This is a genomic window from Lactobacillus sp. N54.MGS-719 (assembly GCF_000980505.1).
GTDB lineage: Bacteria > Bacillota > Bacilli > Lactobacillales > Lactobacillaceae > Lactobacillus > Lactobacillus amylovorus.
The window spans coordinates 44,395-67,124 of record NZ_LARO01000006.1 but is presented as its reverse complement, the minus strand read 5'-3'; the positions used below and the strand labels follow the sequence as shown (position 1 = coordinate 67,124).

Genomic DNA, 22,730 nt, shown 5'->3' with positions numbered 1-22,730 from the left:
AAGGACATTATGCAGTGAGGCTTGTGCCTCTTTTTTAATGCAAAAAATCCTATTGATAGAATATCATAGAAATCTATCAACAGGATTTATCATAGAACCAAAATTTGTGGCAGCAATAAATAAATTATCCTTTAATCAAAAAGTGACCTTGAATAAAAATTCAAGGTCACTTTTCTTTTTATTCAATTATTTGTACGCCGTGTTCATCGGGGTGTAAAACAAGCGTATTAGCCTTTAAGTCATGCTTGTTAAGTCCTGATAAAAAGCCTTTGACGTGCTTATCTTCAATCCAAGTCATAATCGTTGAACCTGCACCACTAAGGTAGGTTGTTAAAGCATGCTTTTGATGAGCTACTTCTCTTACCTTCAAAAGCTCTGGTACCAATTTTTCACGATATGGTTCATGGAAAACGTCTTTCTCCATCAATTCTCCGGCCATCTCATAGTTCTGGGCAAACAAACTAGCTACGAGCGTATTTGCGATCGCGGAACCATGAGTGGCCTCTTTTAATAGCAATTCTTTTGGTAAAACGCCCCGCGCCTTCTTGGTTGGTAAATTATAATCAGGCACATATGCTACCAAGCTATATGGAGGAAGTGGAGCTTTTACCGCATCAAAATGATTGTCTACTTCGGTTCCTACCACCAGACCACCTAAAATCGTAGGAGCAATGTTATCAGGATGGCCTTCAATTTGAGCACCAATCTGGACTTTCTCTTCATCAGACAAGCCTAATTTGCCAAAATGATCAGCTAATTCGATTCCTGCGACAATTGCACTAGAACTGCTACCCAAGCCGTGAGCAAGCGGAATATCGCTATTCACGCGCAAATGAAGTGGCTCTAATCCTGGATAAACGGTGAGCGCAGTCTTCACGATCAGATTATTTTTATCATGAGGAATCTTAGGCATTACATGGTCAACTTGAAAACGATCTGAAATACTTAAGACCTCTACTTCTAAGTAAAGTGAAACGGCCATCCCTATAGAATCAAATCCTGGCCCTAAATTTGCCGTTGAAGCTGGTACCTTAATAATCATCTATAACTCCCCTCACAATCGTTATAAGATCTTGTAACTGGCTCTCAAATATTTGTCTTGAATTGCTAAGTCTTGCAATTGTCTGCGACTTATTTCTTCAGTTACCACAATTGTCTTTTCATCAACATGTTTAATTTCTCTAACTGGAATTTCTAATGTCGAAAGTAGTTCACTTAAATCAAGCAAAGTTTCTTCAGTTTCAAAAGATAAGTAATAAGGATACTTGACCTCCTCTGAACTGGTCAACTTCATCGTTCTAGAGAAATTACTGAAGGGTTTGCCATTAGTCTGTTTGACAAAGTTGCTGGTTTCCGCAATTACATCACTAATTACGGAATTGGCAGTGGCTAAACTACCTGCACCTGGTCCAGTAAAAATCGCTGTGCCAAGACTTTGACTCTTAATTTACAGAGCATTAATTCATTTTTAATATGCGCCATAATCGCATTATTAGGCAAAAGACACGGCGCAACTTTCACAAAGAGCTTACCTGCAATGTTATAGGCAGCGTCCTTTCCAGTGACATCGTTAGTTGGATCAGCCTCAACAAAACCTAATTTTGGGGCATTCTTCAATGCTTCATCGTAGCTTAAGCCTTTTTCGCCCATTTGCGACAAAATGTAATTCGTTGTACCGTTGATGATTCCCTGAATTTCTGAAATCTTGTCACTAGCATAAGAGGCGCAAAATAGGAATACCGCCTACTACACTCGCATCGTACATCAAATCACACTTATTTTTAGCAGCCAAGGCAATAAATTCTGAACCAAAAGTAGCCATCAAGTCCTTATTGGCAGTAACCACATTCTTGCCTGCATTTAATGCATCAGAGATGTATTCCTTAGCGGGATGCAAACCGCCCATTAATTCAACTACAATTTTAATTTCTGCATCATGCAAAATATCATCAAAGTTAGTCGTCAATTCGACTTCTTTAGCCATATTTTGGTGCTTCTTAAGATTACAAACAAGGTTTAGCCATATTTTGGTGCTTCTTAAGATTACAAACAAGGGCTTTTTTAATAACAATTTCTTCTCCACTTGTTTGTTTAATCTTTTTTGATTATTTTTAAAACACCGGAACCAACGGTTCCTAAACCAAGTAATGCGATTTTGATTGCCATTTTCCTATATCCCTCTTTTTTAATGAATTTCTTATTTTTATGATTGTAACACATGGGCAAAACAAGTTACAATGTTAAATAAATATATTCATCACTTAAATAAGAAGAGGAAGATTTTTATGAAATATCGTAGTACTCGAGGCGCAAAAGACAATGCGTTAACTTCACCAGCCGCAATCATCCAAGGGTTGGCCCAAGATGGTGGACTTTATGTACCAGTAGATTTTCCAAAAGCTAATTTTCAACTAGAAGATTTACCTAAGTTATCTTATAAGCAAATTTCAGCAATGATCATTAGCTTATTTTTTGATGATTTTTCTAAGGATCAAATTAAATCTGCAGTAATCAATGCTTATAGCGAACAATGGGACGACCGCAGCATTGTGCCAATTGAAAAACACAACGATAATTTTTACATGGAACTCTTTCACGGTCCAACTTTAGCTTTTAAAGATATTGCTTTGCAGATGTTACCACAGCTAATGACACGTGCAGTACAAATTGAGAAAATCGATCGTGACATCATTATCTTGACTGCTACTTCTGGTGACACCGGAACTGCTTCAATGCGCGGCTTTGCTAACCAAAAAGGTACACGCGTCATCGTCTTCTATCCTGAAGGCGGCGTTAGCCCTGTCCAACTTAAACAAATGCTCAGTCAACACGGCGACAATTTGGAAGCCATCGCGATCAAGGGTAACTTTGACGATGCGCAAACTGAAGTAAAGAAGATTTTTAACGATGAAAACTTCAGAAAGAAACTAAACCAAAACGGTTTCCAATTCTCATCTGCTAACTCAATGAACATTGGTCGTCTTGTTCCTCAAATTTCTTATTACCTTTACACTTATGGTCAATTGGTTCGCCGTCGTGAAATCAACTTGGGCGACAAAGTAAACTTTACCGTACCTACAGGCAATTTCGGCGACATTTTAGCTGGTTACTATGCAGAAAAACTCGGTTTGCCAATCAACAAATTGATCTGTGCTTCAAATGAAAACAACGTTCTTACTGACTTTTTTGCCAAAGGTGAATACGACAAGCGTCGTAAGTTCCATTTAACTAACGCACCAGCAATGGATATTTTAGTTTCAAGCAATCTAGAACGACTTTTATTCGATTTATATGATAAAGATAATGAAAAAATTGCTAGTCTAATGAATCAATTAACGCAAAGAGGTCATTACCAAGTCGACAAAGAGGTCTTAGACAAATTACAAACTATTTTTGCGGCTGGTTTTGCCACTGAAGATGAAGTAAAAGAAGAAATTCACCGCGTCTACAATTATGATCGCTACGTAATTGATCCTCATACTGCAGTAGGTTCATACGTTGCTCAGCAATATAAGAGCAAGACAAACGATCAAACACCAATGGTGATTGTGTCTACTGCTAGTCCTTATAAGTTCCCTGAAACCGTTTATGAGGCTATTACAGGTAGAGTTTGTCCTCAAACTGGCGTAGCTGCTATTAAGAAGTTGCATGATGAATTGGGTGGTCAATTATCCATCGGTGTACGCACCTTGTTTGACCACGAACCACACGTTGAAAAAGTAATTGATCCAGTCAATATGGAAGCAGCTATCAGTTCAATTTTAGATTTAAAGCAATTCATTTAGAGGAATAGATATGAAAGTTGTTAAGTTTTGCGGCTCCTCTCTAGCTGCCGGAAATAGTGTCGATAAAGCACTAAACATCGTCAAAAATGATCCCGAACGCAAAGTTATTGTAGTATCCGCACCTGGAAAAAGAAATAGTGATGATACTAAGGTGACTGATTTACTAATCACCTATGCTTACACTAGTTTGAGAAGCAATAATTATCAGGATATCGTTAATAAAATTTACAGCGCTACGAACTAATTGCCCAGTATTTTGATTTGCCACAATCAGAGCTAGCTGAAATCAAGCGTATGCTGTTAACCTTGCCACAATTAGATTATCCTAATGCCGATCCTTTAAGGCTCACGGTGAGCGTTTAAACGCTATTTTAATAGCTAAAATTTTGCAGCATCAAGGTATTAAAACTCGCTTTCTTGAGCCAAAAGATGTGAGCTTAATTGTTACTGGTACGCCGAATAATGCTGAAGTTAACCCTGAAACCTAAGCACACGATTACCGGTATCGCTGGTGGTAAAAACTTTGCGGCCCTTTATTTGAGAAAAGACATGCTTAATAAAGGCGCTGTTTTTACCTTAAAATTAATAGAAATTTTCAACCGTCACCATGTTTCTTACGAACACATGCCATCTGGTATTGATGATTTGACCGTTATCTTTAAAAAAGATGCCTTAAGCGATCAATTGATCGATGTCATTTGTAACGAAATTCAAACCAGTTTAAATCCTGATCAGATGCAATGGATTGACGACTATGCCATCACGATGGTTGTTGGTGAAGGTATGAAGGACAAGTTGACTCTATGTGCCAGCATTTTCTACCCTCTTGGTAAGAAAGATATTTCTATTCAAATGATCAACCAGGGTGCATCCCAGAAAGCTTCATCGGCAAGTAGAACTTAACATAATTTTATCAATGTAAAAAGCAGAGCTTTGCTCTGCTTTTTTATTAATTCAAAATAATTTTGCGTAGTTTTCTCGTTAACACGCCTTGTTTCTCCAGCAAGGCAAACTTACGTGACAAAGTTTCCGGCGTAGTTCCTAAATATAATGCTAGATCCTTCATCTTTAACGGCAAATTAAACGTCTTTTTACCAACTTTTACCGCATATTCTTGTAAATACTCAGATAAGCGATCTTCAATTTTAGGCAAAGACAACAGATCTATTTGCCTTTGCATTGTTTGCATCTTAGTCATACTTTGCTCAAGCAACTTAATGCTTAGCATAGGCTGCTTTTTTAACAGATTTAAAAAGTCTTGCCTGTTCAATAGACAAATCTTACTATTTCCCGTTGCTTCGACATAAATAGAGCCATCATTTTTACCAAGTAGCCAGTCTTCACCAGCATAATCACCTGTATGAAGAATCTGCGTAATATTTTCATGACCATTTTTATCTAAGCTATAAAGCTTGGCACTCCCATATGCGACAATGACTAGATTATTGCCGGTCGGATCCATTACTAGTTCACCTTTTTGATAGTTCTTCTTTCTTACCAGCTTTTCTATCTCTAACTGATCTGCCTCATTTAAAGTATTAAATAATGGAACCAAACGTACACATAAATCTGCCATTTTCTTCACCTTTTAACTAAAAATCGTCATCATCATCGTCTTCTTCATTATATAGTCCTTCACGCAAATCATGGCCTAAGAAGTTTTGCGTAAGACGAATTTGCTCCTTAATCCAAGCTAATAAATTGGTTAAGTTTTGAGCAAGCTCTGGCCAATCTTCTTTTTCAGCTAAAGCAATTGCCTTAGTAATAAATAAAGTTTGTGTATCAAAGTCTTTAACTAAGGCAAAGAGTTGTGCATCCCCATAATTGTATTTATCTGCACCATTTTCTTCTAACATGGTGAATTCCTTAAATTGGTCAGTAGTTGTAGGGATGCTTTCACCGTTATTAACTAACAAGTGATTCAACTGCTCGAATTCTTCTTTTTCAAAATCTAACCATTTCTTAGCATTTTCGCTTAAAAACAAACTAGCTGCACCCCTAGCAAACAAACTAGCTTGATTAATTTTTAATGAATGAATAGCCAAATTAGCAATAATATGGCCCATCATTGCGCCTGCAGTCGGAGTATGATGATCAATATCACTCTGTTTTAACTCTGCTTGATACTTTTCTTCTGCGTTCATTTTTAAATATCCTTTTCCTTAACACCTTTAACTTCGTAACCCATCTTTTCAATGGCGCTTTTAATTTCATCTGAATTAGTTTTAGTCGGATCCATCACGAACTTTAATTTTCCAGCGTTAAATAAAACCTTAATATTGTCTGTTCCAGGAGTTTCCTCTACAGCCTTTTCAATTTTAGTTAAACAAGATGGGCAAGTCATGCCATCTAACTTCATCATTACTTTCTTCATAACTTGAACTTCCTTTCTCGTGTTTATGGTAAAGCCTAATTCAGATTCAAAACTTGATGATCATCAAGTTATTAGCGATTTTTCAATAATCTCATACCATTTAAAATGACTACTAAAATACTCAATTCATGAACTAGCATCCCACTAGCCATCTCGATATAGCCCACGAATAACCCAATAAACAAAATCAGAACAGTTAACAAAGCAAGCGCAATATTCTCATTCATATTTAGAATCGTTCTCTTGGATAAAGAAAAGGCGTAAGCTACTTGCTTTAAATCGTTTTTGACTAAAACAATATCAGAAACATCAACAGCTACATCTGTACCATTACCAACAGCAATTGCGACATTGGCGCTAGCTAAGGCTGGTCCATCATTGATGCCATCACCAATAAACGCGACCTTGTTTCCTTTTTGTTGCTCAGCTTTAATAAAAGTAGCTTTATCGCTAGGCAACTGCTCTCCGTGAACTTCATCAAGTGGTAATTCAGTTGCAATTTTTTCTGCTGTTTGTTGCTTGTCACCAGACAGCATAACTAGCTTCTTAATGCCAAGTTTCTTCAGTTTTAGCAAAGCTTTTTTGGCTTGTGGACGAAGTTGATCCTTGATCCCGAATATAGCTAGCAAACTTTGATCTCGATTTGAAAAGACAACAATCGAATCGCCCTGGCTGCTTAAATCATCTGCAATTTTTTCCAATTCAGCATTTTTTTTAGTATTTTCTTCAACCAGTTGTAAATTGCCTACAAAATACTTCTCTTGTTCATATGTAGCAATAACTCCCTCACCTTTAACAGTCTCAACCACTGCATCAATGACAAAGGGATCCATCTTTGCAATCGTATTAGCTAACGGATGATTGCTCTTCTTTTCAATCGTGGCAGCTAGTTTAATAATCTTGGCTTTATCTCCATTTAAAACTCTTACAGCACTTACTTCTGGGTGACCAATAGTTAATGTGCCCGTTTTATCAAAAGCAATTTCGTCAACTTTCCGCATCTCATCCATAACTTGTGAACCCTTAAAAATAATGCCGTTCTTGGCACCATTGCCTATACCAGCCACTGTAGAAACAGGCACGCCAATTACTAATGCACCGGGGCAACCAAGAACCATAATTGTGATCGCTAACTTAAAGTTGCGTGTAATCACACCTACAATAAGAGCTATGATTAAAATCAATGGCGTATAATACTTGGCAAAACGATTAATCAGCTTTTCTGTATGAGACTTAGAATCCTCGGCTTCTTCAACTACTTCAATGATTTTGCCAAAAGTAGTGTCCTCACCAGCCGCCGTAGTTTCAACCGTTAAATTACCATTTTCAAGCATAGTACCGGCATAAACTGCATCCCCGACACCCTTATTTACTAATCTAGACTCACCATTGATACTAGCTTCATCCAAATTGCCACTACCACTAATAATCTTCCCATCTACTGGCACTTGGTCCCCAGTTTTAACGACTACTTGATCGCCAGAATCGATAAAATCAACATCCTCTTCTTCGGTAGACCCATCCTCTTGCACTACTAATGCTGTTTGTGGAGCCATACTAACCAAATCAGAAACTGCGGATCTTGTCTTTTTAAGCGTAAAATCTTCCAGAACTTCGCCCAGCATAAAGAGCCAAGTAACGATTGCGGCCTCATTAAATTCACCAATAGTAAAAGCACCAATCACGGCTAAAGAAACTAAGACATCAATTGAAATTAACTTGACCTTCAAGGATGATATAGCAGTTAAAATTATCGGAATTACGCCAATTACACCGGCAACTGCCATCAGAATTTGATATAACAATGTTAATTTGAATACCCACTGAAAGATTTCAGCTAAGATAAGCAAAATAGTAATTGTTATTAAGATCTGTCTTTTATATTTGATAAAAAAGCGTTGAATTTTAACCATAGATGTTCCTCCTCATTTCATTAATTAGTTTAAAAGAGCAAACAAAATCACAACTTGATCAACGTCAACTTTTTCTTAGAATTCTTTAGCAATATATTACCTTTTGCCTAACAATTCTTAATTTTTGTCCTGTATATTAAAATCAAACAAAAGAAAGGAATGAGGGCAATGTTTAAAGTACTTCTATCCGCAATGATAGTTTTAGGCCTCATGGCTATCAGTTTCGTTTTAATTAAAGCTCCCACCCCAGTTAAAGTTAAAAAGACAGACAACAATCGTCCAAATAACTATTAACAAAAATCGAACTTTCCCCTCTGGTAATACTTGATCAAATGATCAAGTATTTTTCTTTTCATCAGCACTTTACATAATTATAATTATGCATAACAAAATAACTCCAAGATTTTTTGAACCTTGGAGTTTATTTCATTTAATCAAAATAGGATCTAGTATAATCAACTTCACCAACCGGGTGCCATAATACTCCTCTTAAATTCTTTCTTGCCAAATGACTCTCAGTCATATTGTAAAGAGGCACTACGGCTGTATCCTTGGTCAACTGATTCTGCGCGTTACACATATTTTCCCAATAGTGATCAGTTTCTTCGGCACTTTTACTCTTAGCTGCTTTTACATATCTATCATAATCGGCACTATTATATCTACCATGATTTTGATAATTATTTGATTGTAAAACATCCATATCACTCATTGGATCTGTATAGTCAGCTAACCACAAGCTTAGATACATATCAAAATTACCACGCATGACATTATCCTGAACGTTTTTCGCAGGAACCGCATGAATTTCGACTTTAGCATTCTTTAACTTAGTTTCAACCTGTGATTGAACGAATTGGGCAATATTTTTATTAATCGTCTGATCATCCGTGTAATAAGTTAAGTCTGACTTTTTTCTACCCTCTTCTTTTAATCCTTCATTCCATAATTTTTGTGCTTTAGCTACGTTGTGCGTCTCTTCTGGCTTCATTTCCTTAGCAAAGTCGACACCGGTACTTTGATCCTTGGCTAGCGTTGGTGCTACAAAAGTATCGGCTGGCGTAGAACCATCTGCCAAAACTTTACGTGCAAGTTGCTTTTTATCTAATACTAAATTTAGTGCGTGACGCATTTTAGCATTAGATAAAACGCGATTCTTTCGCATATTAAGTTGTAAATAATAAACTCCTGCTCGATGCAAATGCTTTAAGTTCTTATCGTTCTGCATTCCTTGAGCCGTAGTTCCTGTAATTTATGCGTCATCTAAATTACCCTGCTGGAACAATTGATGAGCAGTGTTCGAATCCTTCTTAGTTAGGAACTACTTGAGCCTCTGGCACAACAGTACCTTTATAAGAAACAGCATGTTTAACAACTAGGCCCATTTCACCATGAGGTGCAGCTACTTTGTTTACTGGACCATTTTGGCCGTGAGGGGCGACAGTATTATTATGCTTGCTTGGAGTTACAGACTTTTCCCCATGAGGAACAGGAGCATTAACAGTTGGTTTTGGCGTTACTGGTGTATTCTCAGTTGGAGTAGGTTCTGGTTTAACTTGTGGTGTAGTAGGAGTAGTAGGTTCATTAGGTGTGGTAGGTTGACTTGTTGGAGTTGTCTTTTGACCACCATCGCCTGGATTAGTTGGATTGCCATTCTTCTTATAGGTAATATGAACCACTGTATCTTTAGTATCTATCGTTACTTTTTCTGCTGCAACTGGTGAGTTAACTGCAGTGTAACCTTCAATTGCTGGAACCACAAATTTATCCCATTGACCGTTGTTGGTACCTGCATCCCAATGGATGTCTTCAACTTGACCACCCAATAGAGTACGTTTACCAGTAGAAGTAAAGTGAACTACCTGATCAGTTCTCGTTTCATTACCATTAGGATCAGTAACAATGATGGTACGAGTTATATTTTTCTCACTAGCATTAACGATTTGTGGCTCAACCTTCATACTTATACCCATTGAACTTACTAAAGCACTTAATGCATTAGTAATATTAGGATCATCAGTTGGAAGTGGTGTGAATTTAGCAAAGCCAATTGTATAACCTGATTTCTTCAAATCAGGTTCCAATGTCCAACTCCAGCGTTCATGTTCAGGATCAAGAATACATTCTCTAACCTTAGCAATTAATTCTGGACTTGGTGCTTCTTCTCTGAATGCTTGAATCGTTGGTCCTCGGTTCTGCTCATCAGCAACTTGTTGTGCAATTGCATCAACTGATTTATCTTGATCACCTAAGAATTGAGCTGGATTTAACTGACTAGCATCTTTAGCCAGACTTACAGGAACACGAACTTGGTGATATGATTACCATTTTCATCTATCTTATCGACGAGAGGCTCATTTTTCCACTCCAAAGTATAATCATAGCTTGGTGTGTGCAATTGAGCTTTGTCCTCATCAGTTAAAGTAACTTCCAATTCTGCCTTATCTGGCTCCTTCACTGAAATAACAGGGGTATTAGTTAAAATACCATCATTATCAAATTTAAGAGCCGTCTTCCACGTAATCTCGATCCCATCTGGTAAAGTACCAACATTAGCAATCAATGTAGCCGAATCATTAGCATTCAACATAGTATAGCCGTCAGTATCAAGGAAAGTAGAAGTATCATAGTTTAAATTGTTATTTGAAGCTTCTTCATTTGCTTGTGACCATTTCAACCATTCCATAACCTAATCCTTCAACAGCCTGATCCAACACATATTGCATATCGTTAAATTTTTCATTGTCAGTATTCTTATTACCAACCCAATCAAGATTCAACAATCTGATTACTATCTGCATCAATATAGGTTAAGCGATTTCTAACTTGACCAGCGTTCTTCTTTTGTCCTTCACGAACATCGACATCGATCTTGATGATAGTGCTTCTTTTTTGCGGAGTATCACCAGTATTATCAGTGTAAGTAAGCTCTGCTACACCATGGCTTGTCCCCCACAGCATCAACATCTGGTTTAGTTTTCCATGTCAAGGTAATTCCTTGATCCTCAAGTGATTCATTAGGATCCAAACTACCTACTGCTGATTGCAACTTTCCCAATTGATCAGGAGTTAAATCATTTAAGCTCAAAGTTGGTAATTCATCTTTAACAGTTTGTTGATGAACACCATCAATTTGTTATCCTAGCTTCTCGACTCCTTCCGGGCCCTTAGGGCCATTTAATGCAATCAAAGAATCAGTTACATGTGCCTTGGCATCTTTATTTGAAGTTGCTTCTCCATTAGCATTAGAGTTAGCGCTTACTTCAGCTGTGTGTGCTGGTTGTCCAGAACTTAAGAAGAAAATCGATCCTAGGAAAACTGTAATTAAACCAACGGATAATTTTTATTCTTAACTGATGTTTTCTCATTCATTATATCCCTCATAATGACATCCTCCAATTGTCTATAACTCCGTTATTTTTTCACAACTCAACACTCATAAAGCAAAAAAGATGACAAATTATATATTTTCTTTAAAATAAATATTGCACATTCATCATTACTTTTTGTAAGAGGACTATTAATATGGAAACTAAAGAAATCAAAAACATTATCATTGGCTTCGGCAAAGGTGGTAAAACTCTAGCAAAGTTCTTAGCCACTAAGGGCGAGGAAGTCTTAGTAATCGAAAAATCGAATCAAATGTATGGTGGTACCTGCATTAACATCGCCTGCTTGCCATCCAAACGGTTAATCATTGAAGCTGCTAATGGTGTAGAATTCACTGATGCCATCAATGGTAAAAATGATATGACCGCTTTTCTAAGAAATGCCAATTATCACATGCTTGCCGATGAAAAGACAGTCACAGTTTTAGACGGTACTGCTAAATTTTTAAATAATCATGAAATAGAAGTCACTAAGCAAGACGGTACTAAAGACCATTACCGTGGCAAGCGCATTTTCATTAACACTGGTGCCCTGCCTAACTATGCTCCAATTCCAGGTCTGGCTGACAGCACTAAGGTAATCAATTCTACTGAAGCAATGGATCAAACTAAAATGCCTAAGACACTCACTATTATCGGTAGTGGTTACATAGGTCTTGAATTTGCCAACATGTTTGCAAACTACGGCACCCAGGTCACAGTCTTGGACGTTCACAGCGATTTTTTATCACGTGAAGACGATGACATTAGTCAAATGATCAAACAAGATCTTGAAAATACCGGCATCAAATTTGAACTCGGCGTAAAGATCAATCGCGTTGAAGACGACACCGTTTTCTACGAAAAGAACGGTCAAGAACTTTCAATCAAGGCTGACCGAATTTTGGCTGCAACTGGTAGAAAACCGAATACCGAAAATCTTGGTTTGGAAAATACCGACATCCAACTCACCGACAGAGGTGCAATAAAAGTTGACGATCACTTGCTAACTAGCGTGCCAAATGTCTGGGCTATCGGCGATGTCAAAGGCGGCCCACAATTTACTTACATTTCTCTAGATGATTACCGCATCATCAAAGATCAACTTTTTGGCAGCGGCAAGCGCGTCGTCAGCGACCGAATCAATATTCCTTACAGCGTCTTTATCACTCCGGCCCTTTCCCAAGTGGGTTTAAATGAAAAACAAGCCCAAGCTCAAGGTATTAACTATCTTCTTAAGAAGCTTCCTGTCAAAGCTATTCCAAAGGCTCGCGTAGCTAAAGATACTCGTGGTCTTTTTAAAGCCCTAGTCGATCCTGATACCGATCAAATTCTTGGTGCCACATTATACGGCATTGAATCCTATGAACTGATTAATCAAATTTCTATGGCAATCAAAACAAAAATCCCAGCTAGCGTACTTCGTGATCAAATCTACACTCACCCTACTATGAGTGAAGCCTTTAATGATCTGTTTAAATAAAAAATTTGTTGACGAAAAGAAAACTATCCTGTATATTACTTATCAACAAGATTTTTTACACACTATGAATAGAAGAGTAGATTGTCGTCAGTTTAGTCAGCGAGCCTGAGATAGTGAAAGCAGGTATGAATTAAGACAATTGAAAGTAATCTATGAGTGACTAAGGCAACCCAATGGGAAGTTTTAGCCGGGAGTGCCCGTTACTGCACCAACGTATCTGATTTTTTCATGTACGCGTAAGGCATTGTTAGCGATAACAATGTAAACAAAGGTGGTAACACGCAAAAGGCGTCCTTTAAGCAACTTGCTTGAGGGGCGTCTTTTTTCGTGGTGGTAATACAGAAGGGATAGAGAAAATGAATAAAACTAATTCTTTTCGTAAAACTATAATTATTGCTTCTTTAATTTTCGGTATGCTCTTTGGAGCCGGAAACTTAATCTTTCCTGTTCACTTGGGTCAATTAGCTGGTAAAAACTGGCTGGCTGCGAGTAGTGGCTTCTTAATTTCCAGTGGTTTATTGCCACTAATGGCACTGATTGCGATCAGTATTACTCACTCACACGGGATTTTTGAGCTAGCAAAGCCAATCGGTAAAAAATATGCGTTGATCTTTCTAGTTTTAATCCATGCAACCTTAGGGCCTTTGTTTGCTACGCCTAGAACTGCAACAGTTCCTTATACTATCGGTATTGCCCCACTTTTACCAGGCAATATGCAAAAAGTTGGTTTACTTATCTTCTCCGCTATTTTCTTTGGTATCGTATTTTTCCTTTCTGCTACCGAAGCAAAGATTACTGATTTAATTGGGAAAATTTTGAATCCAGTGTTCCTGCTTTTATTATTTCTCATCTTCTTTTTAGCCTTTTCAAACCCGATGGGTGCCGCTAAGGACGCAGCTTTTACTGCAAGCTACGCTCATAACGCATTTACTAACGGCTTTTTAGAAGGCTACAACACGATGGACTGCTTGGCAGCTCTTGCCTTCGGTATTACGGTGATCACTTCAATTTGCAGCCTTGGCTTTAAGAGAGAAAAAGATGTGGCGATCACTACAGTTAAAAGCGGCATGTTTGGCATCTTCGCTATTGCCATCATCTACGTTTGTTTGATCTGGCTTGGTGCGACAAGTTTGCACGACTTCAAGTTAAGTTCAAACGGTGGTACAGCTTTAGCACAAATTTCTCATCATTATTTGGGTACTGCTGGGGATGCATTAATTGCGGCTTTAACCACGATCACTTGCATCACTACCGCAATGGGTCTAGTTGTTGCCTTTGCCCAAGACTTCCATAAGCGTTTCCCTAAGATTTCATACAAGACCTTCTTAGCTATCAATTGCCTTCTTTCATTTATCATCGCCAACATGGGCTTGGATACGATCATTAGCTGGTCTACTCCAGTCCTAATGCTTCTGTATCCATTGGCTATCTCATTGGTAATCTTGGGTATTCTTTCACCTTTATATAAAAATGATCCGGTCGTTTACAAAATAACTACTGCCTTAACCTTGATTCCTGCCTTATTCGATATGATCAACACTTTACCAGAAGTATTGCGTTCAACGCCTTTAATCCAAGCTATTCTTTCATACGCTGAACGCTACTTGCCTATGTTCCATCTAGGATTTAGCTGGTTGACCTTCAGTCTAGCTGGATTAATTATCGGTTTAATTATCCATTTTGTTAAACAATTTAATTACTCTGCTGTAGAGGATTAATATCAACATAATAAAAGAGTTACTTCCAAATGAAGTAACTCTTTTTGGTATGCATTAGACTTGACTCTGTCTATATTTTACAGGACATAGACACTTTTTCCTAGTATCATTTTAAGGACGGTAAAAAATTTGTCCTTGATCTGAAACAAAGTCTGACTTAAGTAAATGAAGGCCTTTGCTTTCAACACAGAACTTTGTTGCCTCAAGATATCTCTTAAAGTGCTTAGTTTCAAGGTGTTTTTGATAAGCATCTTTATTTTGATAAACTTCTAATGAAAGCCACTCATTAGGCTGGTTCATCACAGTTCCAGCAATCATTACCATAATGCCTACTTCTTTTTCAACGGCAGCTTTCATTTCTTTTAACACGCCATTGGCAAACTCATCGCCTTTGCCTAGTTGTACGCCTATTTCAGTCATGTAAACAACATAGTCATTTTCACCAGAAACATTCAATTTATCTGGCTTGGTTGAAATAAACTCTGGTTGTAATTCAACATCAACTTTTTCAGTTAGCAGCTTATCACTGGCTTTTAAAAAGGCTTGGTATTCTTCTGAATTTAAACGTTTTTGATATTGTGTATCATCTTGGAAACATTCAACGGCATAATTCTTGTGTCCAGCTTCATCTTCGTGACCACTTTGCATGAACAATGCATTTTGATCTAAATGAGCATCCAACATTGATTGAATTAATTTGTCATGATTTTTAGGATCAACTTCAAGTTTGAACAAGTGTAAAATAGGTGCTTTTTGTAGTTTCATCTTTAACCCTCACTAAGTTTATTTATTATCTTTTATTATAAATAATTTCCCATTAATTAACATTCTAAATTACTTAACATAATTTTTATTCTGAATACTAAAAAACGCATCCCTTTCGGAATGCGTCTCTTCTTACATTGTATAGTTTACTTTTCCAAACTTGTAATCCTTCATCTGCTTAGCAAGCTTCTTACTTCTGTAGTAATTACCGCCATCGTATCTATTCGTGTAGACCAAAATGTTTTGCTTTTAACCATTAATTGTTTGTGGCGTTACTCTGTAAAGACTCCACTTTTCAAAGGTGACCCATGGATCAATTTCATAGAAAGTATCATTCTTCATTGTGGTTGTCTTGCCTGACATCCAGTTCTTCGTAACTTGGTCAAACTTCTTTTGATTCTTAATCTTGCCATTTACGGTGTGTGCACCAAAAGTAATCTTTTTACCATCGTGTGCATCCCGATCATATGAATACCAGGTTCCTTGCATGTTCTTAGGTACAGTGACTACGTCACCATTGCCGTAAGTTGAAGCTTTTACTGGCTCAACTTGCCAAAATTAATATTCTTTTTTCAAAATTTCGTTAAACTTCGCAATAGTTTGATTCTTTTCAGCATAGAAAGCTGCAATCGTTTGACGCATTGGCGCACCATTATCTGTTAAGAATAACTTTTGCAATGAGTCGTTCTTGAGCAAATCGGCCGCAATTTCATTGATCAAAAAATAACCAGATCCTGAAGCCACAAGCAAGGCAGCTTCTTCAACTGAGTTTGAAGCAATAAATGGGCTTTTCACCTGATAAAGATCCTTAAACAAATGAAGTTCAGCAACTTCTTCTTCAGGTTTAGCCACGATAAAGCAAGTCATGTCCGACAGATCTGCTTTATCAACCATTTGAATGCCGCTTTGATAGCTGCCCTTAGGCAAGATAGCCATTACACCAACTTGAGCAAGATCTTCTCTTTCAAGGTCATCCTTTTCATCGCGCTTATCCGCAATAACCAAATCGGCCTCGCCATCAGCCATCTTTTCAAAAGCCTCATCATACCCTGTACTAATTAATTTAACTTCAGTATCAGGATACTCTTCTTCGAATTTTGTCTTTGCCTGATCTAATTCTCTGCGCCCTAATTGATTAAAATATGCAATCTTCAATTGCTTCATACTAATCCTCACCTAAAGGTGCGTGACCCTCATCTGCTAGTTTCTTTTGATCTCTTCTAATTTGATACTTATTAAGCATGATCATCAAAGAGATCACTACATTAATTCCACTAACAATGATGCCTAAGAACTTTAATAAGTTGATTTTCTTTTCTCTACTCATTTTAATTACCTTCTTTACTAGAAATAATCATAGAAAGAAACGTCGCCTTTTTTAAAGTCGAGCTTTTTAATCCGATAATCTGTAATTAACCCTAGTTTAACAGCATCCCTCATGCTTAGTCTACCTAAAAAAACTTGTGTCCAAGCAGTAATTGGGCCAGAATAGTCAACCAAGCCGTCTTCAATTTGTTTACAGGAAACTTGACCAGCTTGATTAGTTATCTGCCATACGCCAATATTCCACGGACATTGGTCATCGCTAATCACTTCAACATTAAAGGTGCCTTCTTGAAGGGGCTTCATATAAGTAACCATTATGGCAAAGTCAATAATCCTGCTCATCATGTAGGGATGCAGACTAATGTGCAATTGATTTTGTTCTGGGAAAAGTTCACCAATTAATGAATGCTCTGGTAAAATCATGCGAAATTCTTTAATCGCACCAGCATGAGAACCCATGAAGCCAAGCAAACATATTAAGCCTTTGGCAGTGATCGAATAAAGTTCATCAGCTAAGAAAACATTGCCATGAATACGGTAAATCAAATAGCTAATAGGACGACCATCCGCATCGATATAAACGGCAATGTTTCGATTGTGGTAGTATGAGTCCATTCTGTTCCACCACCAGGCCTGACGAATTACCGTATTTCGCTCATCATCTGTATGAAGTTGTCTTTCATAGAGTTGAATCACTCCATTTTGAACCATTAGGTCGTTCCATTTGCCGCGAATTACGTGACCTGTACGTGGCAATTTAAATGCTCTTAAGGCACTACCAGAAAAACGATATTCTTTTTGATAAATACTGTTGCTAAAGCCATAGTGACGATAGAAGCTCTCAGAAAAAGGAGCCAGGTTAGTGAACGGAATATCTTGGTCATGCAGGTCTTTTAAAATTTCCTTCATCAATTTCGAAATATGACCTTGACCGCGATATTCCGGATATGAGGCAACATACCCAATACCAGCCATTGGCACATGATGACCAAAGACCTCACTCTTAAACTTGTTCACCATAATGTAACTAGTTAATTTTTTATCATTAAAAAAGCCATAACCATCACTATGATCATAACGAGACATAAAATTATCATCATGAAGTAGATCATTGTTCTTTCCAAAAGCATATTGAACCAGTGGGGCTATTTGCTTTAAATTATCTAGATTTTTCTCTAATTTCATATTTTTCCTTATAAACAATAAACATATATATATCTATAATTCGTCCATCATTTATTTTAAATCATTTTCTGTTATTTTTATTAAAAAAACGAAAAATGAGATGGATTACCCACCTCATTTTACATTCTTTGCATATAATTCAGAAATATACTCTTGCATTTCTGCAACAGAATGCCTCCGACACAGATAAAACATTTGCGCGGACTTGGTCCCAGATCTCGTCTAGAAATAGCGGCGTTTTTATCTTTGACCAAAACATCTGCATCAAACAAACGACCAAGCTCTGCTTGATCCTCAAAAGCAATCGTCGTTTGCTTAACCTTTTTAATTGGCAAATCCAAGATATAAAAGTTTTCATATCCTGTATCTTCATCTAAAGAGAGCACTAATTTATAAGCAAAACCCAATTTATCCCAACTTGCTTCAAGCTGTTTAATACCATAATTAAACAGCTTCTCTAAGAAGCGATTGTTTTTTTATTGGGCCTGTAATATTCAAATTAACGTCAACCAGCGTCTGATCTGGATACTTGGCAAAAATCTTTTGCTACAGAGCAACGCGTTTGTCTTTTGCATTCAGAGCCTGAGCGATATTCTGCTCTTTTCCTTCATTAATAATATTTATTTAATCACCGCTACTCATTATAAACGATCGTCCCTACTCCATCGTTTAATTTAGCAGCATTTTTTAAAGAAGTAATAATTGTCGGTTTACCTGTCTTCTCCGTAAATTCAATTGCAGCTTCAATCTTAGGCTTCATGCTGCCAGCCGCAAATTGTCCTTCTTGCAGGTACTGTTTCAACTCGTTAACTGTAACTTTGCCGATTGCTTGTTGATTTTCTTTGCGGTAATTCAAGTAAGCATTGTCAACAGTTGTTAAGATAACCAGCTCATCAGCACTGATATCTTCCGCCATTCTTGCGGCACTGAAGTCCTTATCAATAACTCCGGCAACACCTTTCAAACGACCATGATCGACAACGACCGGGATTCCACCACCACCAGCTGCAATAGGGACAAAATGATTTTGCAATAAATTCTTGATGATTGGCGCATTGATGATTTTAACTGGTTTAGGTGATGGAACTACTTGACGATAGCCGCGCCCAGCATCTTGCTTATAAGTGTAATCAGGATGATAAATCTGTTGCTTTTGCATTTCATTGAAAGTATAAAATGGGCCAATCGGTTTAGTTGGATGTTCAAACGCAGGATCGTTGCTTTCAACGATGGTTTGGGTAACTAAAGCTACTGCTTGGCTTGGATAATTATCAAACTTAAATTGATCATCTAGAGCCTTTTGCATCCAGTAACCAATACTACCCTGTGTCATTGCGCTAATCGTATCAAGCGGCATGGCTGGATTATTTTCACTAGCTCCCTTATACTGCTGTAAAAGCAGATTACCCACTTGCGGGCCATTACCGTGAGTAATCGCCACCTGGTTGCCGCTTTCGATCATGCTAGCAACGGTCTTCATAGTTTTTCTAACAGCTTCTTGTTGTGCTGCCGCACTATTATCTTCAGCCTGAATTGCATTACCGCCCAAAGCAACAACTATTTTTTTCATTTTAATTGCCTCTTTCGTTAACCGTCGGAATAAACAAATTACCTAAAGTTGCAGCCATTACTGCTTTAATTGAGTGCAATCTATTTTCAGCTTCAGTAAATTGCCAAGCATACTTGGAGTTAAAGACTTCATCGGTAACTTCCATCTCGCTTAAGCCATATTTTTCGTAGATTTCTTCACCGACCTTAGTTGAGCGATCATGGAATGCTGGCAAACAGTGCATAAAGATTAATTGATCATCAGGCGTACCAGTTTCTTTCATCATCTTCATATTTACAGTGTATGGCTTTAAGAGCTTGATTCTCTCGCTCCAGTCGTTTTCACCCATTGAAACCCAGACATCGGTATAAATTACGTTGGCGCCTTTAACGCCTTTTTCAATGTCATCAGTGATCATGTTTTGTGAGCCTGAATCTTTCGCAAATTTTTCGGCAATTTCTTGAACATCTTGGTGGGTAAATAATGGCTTAGGTGTAACAATATGCACATTAACTCCTAGCATGCTGCCGGCAACTAATAGACTGTCTGCGACATTATCACGACCGTCGCCAACATAAGCTAAGGTGATGCCCTTTAAGTGAGCAAATTTTTCTTTAATTGTCATAAAGTCAGCTAGCATTTGCGTTGGGTGCCACTTATCGGTTAAACCATTCCAAACTGGTACACCGGAGTATTTAGCTAAATCTTCGACATCTTTTTGGGCAAAGCCTCGATATTCAATCCCATCAAACATGCTGCCTAGAACTTTAGCAGTATCCTTAATACTCTCTTTTTTGCCTAAGTGAATTTCACCTGCACCCATATACTCAGGATTTGCTCCTAAATCGTTGCAAGCAACGACAAAGGCGGAACGAGTTCTAGTTGAAGACTTTTCAAACAAAAGCGCAATATTCTTACCCTTTAAATACTCGTGTGGAATATGCTCTTTCTTTAATTCCTTTAAGTGAAGTGCAAAATCAATTAAATATTCAATTTCTGCAGGAGTATAATCCTTACAATCTAAAAAGCTTCTACCTTGAAAAACGTTTTGTAAATATTTCATTTTTTGCCTCTTCTATATCTTCACGAACTAGTGGACATGACATACATCTTGGGCCACCACGGCCACGAGAAAGCTCGCTTGAACGAACTTCATGTACTAAAATGCCATGTTTTCTCAATAAATCATTAGAAACATAATTACGATCATAGGTAACAACTTCACCTGGAGCAATTGCCAAAGTATTTGAGCCATCATTCCACTGCTCTCTTGGAGCGGCGATTGGATCTGCACCTCCTGTTGGAATCAAATCGATTTCAGATAAGTGCAAATATTCCTTCAATACTTCGACTAAGTCATTCTTAGGCGTAATTTTGACTTCACCATCCTTATCCGGTTGCAAAACGTAGATATCAATTTTGCCAGATTTGGATAGGATGAAGGGATGCACTGTGAATTGATCATAATTGATCATCGTAAATACGGTATCCAAGTGCATCATGGCATGATTGTGCGGAATTTTAATCGCTAAGATCGTGTCAAAAGTTGAATGACCAAATAAGGCATGAGCTAAGTCGGTGATTGCAACCGCTGAAGTTCTTTGCGAAATTCCAATTGCCAAGACGTGCTTATTTAAAACTAATTCATCCCCGCCTTCGATTCGGCCATGAACATTACGATCACGCCAAATCGGAATATCTTGATCTTTAAAATTAGGATGATTTTGCAAGATTGTCTTCATAAACAAAGATTCACGTCTTCTTGCCCTAAAGGTCATCCTATTAATCGTCATCCCATTGCCAATGGCCGCCTGTTGATCACGAGTGAAGTAAACATTAGGCATTGGATCTAGGTAAAATGGATAATCTGCATCTTCTGCTAGGTCGGCCAGTGATGGTTCAACGTTTTTGATCTCACTCTTTTTGATACCGGCAATTACTTGCTTCACCATCGTTTCTGGCTTCATTGCCAGCAAATATTCCAGCAGCAATTGGTGCAAAGGATCTTTTTTCTTAATGCCCGATTCTTCTAGCAAACGATCAATAAAGGCCGTGCGCGTTTTTGCTGCTACTAAGGATTCTGCTAGCAAATCCTCCAAGTAAAGCACATGAATTCCTTGATCTTGCAAGGTTTTAGCAAAATAATCGTGCTCTTCTTGAGCAATCTTTAAGTAAGGGATGTCATCAATCAGCATCCGATTCAAGATTTCTGGTGAAAGATTTTCGAGTTCCTTGCCAGGTCGATGAAGCATCACTGTTTTCAACTTACCAATTTCTGAATAAACATGAATAGGACTAGTCATTTAACCACCCTCTCACTATAATCAATGTATTCGCTTACACTTATTATGGATCATTTAGGTTTAAGTTACAATCCTATTAGCTTAATGAGTCAATAATCTTTTTCATGAGTGGAGTAACTTGTCTATCTTTGCGCCAAATTAATTGTAAATGTGTTACCCAATTAGCATGTTTAATAGGAATCATATTGTCTTTGGCATAAATTGTAGCAATTGATTCTGGTACCAGAGCTAAACCCATTTTTCTTTTTGCCCATGTAATCGCAGTACGTGAATCGTCACATTTAACAGCATAAAAAGGCGCGATTCCATGATGAGCAAATGTTTGATTAAAGATATCTTCAAAGCGGCGATAAATAATCAGCGGTTGATTCGCTAGATCCTTGATACGCAGTTCTTTTTTACCTTGAAAATACGGATCAACAGTTACCGCCATCATCTTTTCTTTAGTTAAATTGCGCGCATTCAGGCCATTACGATTGTACGGCGTACGCACGATCCCTAAATCGATCGTCTTCTTTTCTAGTTTATCCAAAATGCCAAAAGTATTGGCCTCATAGATATCAAAACTGATTTCGGGATAAAAACGCGTTAATTCTTTAAATGAGTCCATTGGAATTAGTCCAGTCGATGAAGATGCCATACCAATAGCAATTGTCCCTAATTCACCAGAAATTGTCTTCTGCACCTGATTTTCCGCATTGTGGGCCAGCGATAATATTTCACTCGCATAACCTTGCAAAATCTGGCCGGCATCGGTTAATTCGATCCCATGTGACGTTCTTTTAAAAAGTTGTGCGCCTAATTCTTTTTCTAGTTGTTTTAATTGGTAGCTCAATGGTGGTTGTGCAATATACAATCTCTTAGCCGCAGAAGTAATTTGCTTTTCTTCGGCTACCACTAAAAAATAATGCAATTGTTTTAAGTTCATAATCTATCCTTTTTATTTTGGTAAATCTAGATA

The 22,730-nt window shown here is 37.7% G+C and carries 27 protein-coding genes, 2 pseudogenes and 1 other annotated feature; of the genes and pseudogenes, 5 read left to right on the top strand and 24 right to left on the bottom strand.

Translation table 11 applies throughout. The features are described 5' to 3' along the window. Positions 1-178: 178 nt before the first annotated feature. The 4 genes from thrB to WS44_RS09830 all read right to left on the bottom strand — a co-directional run bounded on the left by thrB (position 179) and on the right by WS44_RS09830 (position 1,984). On the bottom strand, positions 179-1,042 hold the full coding sequence (gene thrB, locus WS44_RS02235) for a homoserine kinase (protein ID WP_013438092.1): 864 nt from the start codon (positions 1,040-1,042) through the stop codon (positions 179-181). A gap of 21 nt (positions 1,043-1,063) precedes the next feature. After that, positions 1,064-1,294 (bottom strand): hypothetical protein, encoded by a 231-nt coding sequence (locus WS44_RS09840; protein WP_271884824.1) that lies wholly within the window; start codon positions 1,292-1,294, stop codon positions 1,064-1,066. 95 nt (positions 1,295-1,389) lie between these two features. After that, complete coding sequence (locus WS44_RS09835) at positions 1,390-1,662, bottom strand: hypothetical protein (RefSeq protein ID WP_271884857.1); 273 nt, start codon at positions 1,660-1,662, stop codon at positions 1,390-1,392. 49 nt (positions 1,663-1,711) lie between these two features. After that, the gene (locus WS44_RS09830; protein WP_270748983.1) at positions 1,712-1,984 is read right to left on the bottom strand and encodes a hypothetical protein; all 273 of its coding nucleotides are present in this window, start codon (positions 1,982-1,984) and stop codon (positions 1,712-1,714) included. A 301-nt stretch (positions 1,985-2,285) separates the two neighbouring features. Between WS44_RS09830 and thrC the strand changes: the two genes are divergently transcribed. Then, positions 2,286-3,785: a threonine synthase gene (gene thrC, locus WS44_RS02225; protein WP_013642100.1), complete on the top strand. Its 1,500-nt coding sequence runs from the start codon at positions 2,286-2,288 to the stop codon at positions 3,783-3,785. A gap of 10 nt (positions 3,786-3,795) precedes the next feature. Further along, positions 3,796-4,661, top strand: a pseudogene (locus WS44_RS02220) (aspartate kinase); the annotation flags it as partial. A gap of 73 nt (positions 4,662-4,734) precedes the next feature. Here WS44_RS02220 and WS44_RS02215 read toward each other — a convergent pair. The 4 genes from WS44_RS02215 to WS44_RS02200 all read right to left on the bottom strand — a co-directional run bounded on the left by WS44_RS02215 (position 4,735) and on the right by WS44_RS02200 (position 8,072). After that, a complete protein-coding gene (locus WS44_RS02215) occupies positions 4,735-5,361 on the bottom strand; it encodes a Crp/Fnr family transcriptional regulator (RefSeq protein WP_013438094.1) in 627 nt (208 codons plus the stop codon). A 16-nt stretch (positions 5,362-5,377) separates the two neighbouring features. Further along, positions 5,378-5,929, bottom strand: coding sequence for a DNA-binding protein (locus tag WS44_RS02210; RefSeq protein ID WP_046432839.1), 552 nt, complete (start codon positions 5,927-5,929; stop codon positions 5,378-5,380). A 2-nt stretch (positions 5,930-5,931) separates the two neighbouring features. Then, the gene (locus tag WS44_RS02205; protein ID WP_013438096.1) at positions 5,932-6,159 is read right to left on the bottom strand and encodes a heavy-metal-associated domain-containing protein; all 228 of its coding nucleotides are present in this window, start codon (positions 6,157-6,159) and stop codon (positions 5,932-5,934) included. Positions 6,160-6,230: 71 nt separating this feature from the next. Beyond that, on the bottom strand, positions 6,231-8,072 hold the full coding sequence (locus WS44_RS02200) for a heavy metal translocating P-type ATPase (protein WP_046432837.1): 1,842 nt from the start codon (positions 8,070-8,072) through the stop codon (positions 6,231-6,233). A 168-nt stretch (positions 8,073-8,240) separates the two neighbouring features. Here WS44_RS02200 and WS44_RS09825 point away from each other — a divergent pair, with 168 nt between their 5' ends. After that, a complete protein-coding gene (locus WS44_RS09825) occupies positions 8,241-8,366 on the top strand; it encodes a hypothetical protein (protein WP_271899902.1) in 126 nt (41 codons plus the stop codon). Between the two features lie 136 nt (positions 8,367-8,502). Here WS44_RS09825 and WS44_RS02195 read toward each other — a convergent pair whose 3' ends face one another. From WS44_RS02195 to WS44_RS09810, 6 genes are all read right to left on the bottom strand, one after another. After that, positions 8,503-9,300: an ABC transporter substrate-binding protein gene (locus WS44_RS02195; RefSeq protein ID WP_288145673.1), complete on the bottom strand. Its 798-nt coding sequence runs from the start codon at positions 9,298-9,300 to the stop codon at positions 8,503-8,505. Between the two features lie 82 nt (positions 9,301-9,382). Beyond that, positions 9,383-10,156 carry a hypothetical protein gene (locus WS44_RS09820; RefSeq protein WP_288145672.1) on the bottom strand — a complete coding sequence of 258 codons (774 nt, stop codon included), beginning with the start codon at positions 10,154-10,156 and terminating at the stop codon, positions 9,383-9,385. Positions 10,157-10,365: 209 nt separating this feature from the next. Next, complete coding sequence (locus tag WS44_RS02185) at positions 10,366-10,758, bottom strand: hypothetical protein (protein WP_288145671.1); 393 nt, start codon at positions 10,756-10,758, stop codon at positions 10,366-10,368. Further along, positions 10,727-10,852: a hypothetical protein gene (locus WS44_RS09815; protein WP_288145670.1), complete on the bottom strand. Its 126-nt coding sequence runs from the start codon at positions 10,850-10,852 to the stop codon at positions 10,727-10,729. Before WS44_RS09815 ends, WS44_RS02185 begins: the two co-directional genes overlap by 32 nt. Further along, positions 10,842-11,039, bottom strand: coding sequence for a hypothetical protein (locus WS44_RS02180; RefSeq protein WP_046432833.1), 198 nt, complete (start codon positions 11,037-11,039; stop codon positions 10,842-10,844). The genes WS44_RS09815 and WS44_RS02180 overlap by 11 nt, the downstream gene beginning before the upstream one ends. Continuing rightward, positions 10,987-11,160 (bottom strand): hypothetical protein, encoded by a 174-nt coding sequence (locus tag WS44_RS09810; RefSeq protein ID WP_158304736.1) that lies wholly within the window; start codon positions 11,158-11,160, stop codon positions 10,987-10,989. The genes WS44_RS02180 and WS44_RS09810 overlap by 53 nt, the downstream gene beginning before the upstream one ends. 437 nt (positions 11,161-11,597) lie before the next feature. On the opposite strand from WS44_RS09810, the gene WS44_RS02175 reads away from it, so the two are divergent. Together WS44_RS02175 and brnQ are read left to right on the top strand one after the other, a co-directional pair. Continuing rightward, a complete protein-coding gene (locus WS44_RS02175; RefSeq protein ID WP_014565924.1) occupies positions 11,598-12,923 on the top strand; it encodes an FAD-dependent oxidoreductase in 1,326 nt (441 codons plus the stop codon). Between the two features lie 55 nt (positions 12,924-12,978). Then, positions 12,979-13,222, top strand: a binding site (T-box leader). Positions 13,223-13,279: 57 nt separating this feature from the next. Next, positions 13,280-14,641 carry a branched-chain amino acid transport system II carrier protein gene (gene brnQ / locus WS44_RS02170; RefSeq protein WP_013642108.1) on the top strand — a complete coding sequence of 454 codons (1,362 nt, stop codon included), beginning with the start codon at positions 13,280-13,282 and terminating at the stop codon, positions 14,639-14,641. Positions 14,642-14,752: 111 nt separating this feature from the next. Here brnQ and WS44_RS02165 read toward each other — a convergent pair whose 3' ends face one another. The 10 genes and pseudogenes from WS44_RS02165 to WS44_RS02125 all read right to left on the bottom strand — a co-directional run bounded on the left by WS44_RS02165 (position 14,753) and on the right by WS44_RS02125 (position 22,697). Further along, on the bottom strand, positions 14,753-15,406 hold the full coding sequence (locus tag WS44_RS02165) for an antibiotic biosynthesis monooxygenase family protein (RefSeq protein WP_013642109.1): 654 nt from the start codon (positions 15,404-15,406) through the stop codon (positions 14,753-14,755). A gap of 249 nt (positions 15,407-15,655) precedes the next feature. After that, on the bottom strand, positions 15,656-15,895 hold the full coding sequence (locus WS44_RS02160) for a hypothetical protein (protein ID WP_013642110.1): 240 nt from the start codon (positions 15,893-15,895) through the stop codon (positions 15,656-15,658). 69 nt (positions 15,896-15,964) lie between these two features. Then, positions 15,965-16,570, bottom strand: coding sequence for a LysR family transcriptional regulator substrate-binding protein (locus WS44_RS02155; RefSeq protein WP_013642111.1), 606 nt, complete (start codon positions 16,568-16,570; stop codon positions 15,965-15,967). Between the two features lies 1 nt (position 16,571). After that, positions 16,572-16,733, bottom strand: a complete 162-nt coding sequence (locus WS44_RS09805; RefSeq protein WP_013438106.1) for a hypothetical protein — start codon at positions 16,731-16,733, stop codon at positions 16,572-16,574. Between the two features lie 17 nt (positions 16,734-16,750). Next, positions 16,751-17,917, bottom strand: coding sequence for a GNAT family N-acetyltransferase (locus WS44_RS02150; protein WP_013642112.1), 1,167 nt, complete (start codon positions 17,915-17,917; stop codon positions 16,751-16,753). Positions 17,918-18,031: 114 nt separating this feature from the next. Further along, positions 18,032-18,541, bottom strand: a pseudogene (citX, locus tag WS44_RS02145) (citrate lyase holo-[acyl-carrier protein] synthase). Between the two features lie 10 nt (positions 18,542-18,551). Then, entirely contained in the window at positions 18,552-19,487 is a 936-nt protein-coding gene (arcC, locus tag WS44_RS02140) for a carbamate kinase (protein ID WP_046432831.1), read from the bottom strand. Between the two features lies 1 nt (position 19,488). Further along, positions 19,489-20,529 carry an ornithine carbamoyltransferase gene (argF, locus tag WS44_RS02135; protein WP_046432828.1) on the bottom strand — a complete coding sequence of 347 codons (1,041 nt, stop codon included), beginning with the start codon at positions 20,527-20,529 and terminating at the stop codon, positions 19,489-19,491. After that, positions 20,498-21,769 carry an arginine deiminase gene (arcA, locus tag WS44_RS02130; RefSeq protein WP_046432825.1) on the bottom strand — a complete coding sequence of 424 codons (1,272 nt, stop codon included), beginning with the start codon at positions 21,767-21,769 and terminating at the stop codon, positions 20,498-20,500. Before arcA ends, argF begins: the two co-directional genes overlap by 32 nt. Before the next feature lie 76 nt (positions 21,770-21,845). Then, complete coding sequence (locus tag WS44_RS02125) at positions 21,846-22,697, bottom strand: LysR family transcriptional regulator (protein WP_013438111.1); 852 nt, start codon at positions 22,695-22,697, stop codon at positions 21,846-21,848. Between the last annotated feature and the right edge of the window lie 33 nt (positions 22,698-22,730).